The organism is Secundilactobacillus angelensis (genome assembly GCF_012641075.1).
In the GTDB taxonomy this organism is placed as follows: domain Bacteria; phylum Bacillota; class Bacilli; order Lactobacillales; family Lactobacillaceae; genus Secundilactobacillus; species Secundilactobacillus angelensis.
The window spans coordinates 1-294 of sequence record NZ_JAAXLJ010000099.1 but is presented as its reverse complement, the minus strand read 5'-3'; the positions used below and the strand labels follow the sequence as shown (position 1 = coordinate 294).

Sequence of the window (294 nt, the reverse complement as noted above, 5' to 3'; positions counted from 1 at the left end):
TGACAAAAATAAACTTTAATCTGATAGTCTTGTTCTATGGATCGATAATCGGCAAACTCCTTACCATGATCAACAGTTATAGATTTCACTTGGGAACCGAAGGTCCCCATAAAATTTCCAAAGGTATCATTTAAGGCCTTGGCGGTGCGATTAGGGGCTTTGATAGCCCATAGAAGCCGGGTTTTACGTTCTACAAAAGTGACCAAACATGCTCGTGACTGACCTCGGCTAGAAAGTACCGTATCGACTTCCCAATGACCAAAAGCTAATCGCTGATTGACAGATTTTGGTCGT

General features: G+C 42.2%; 1 protein-coding gene. It reads right to left on the bottom strand.

Annotated features, from left to right (window positions below; all coding sequences use genetic code 11):
- Nucleotides 1-294, bottom strand: a 294-nt coding sequence (locus HC026_RS12535) for an IS30 family transposase (RefSeq protein WP_168926223.1), incomplete at both ends; no start/stop codon positions are given.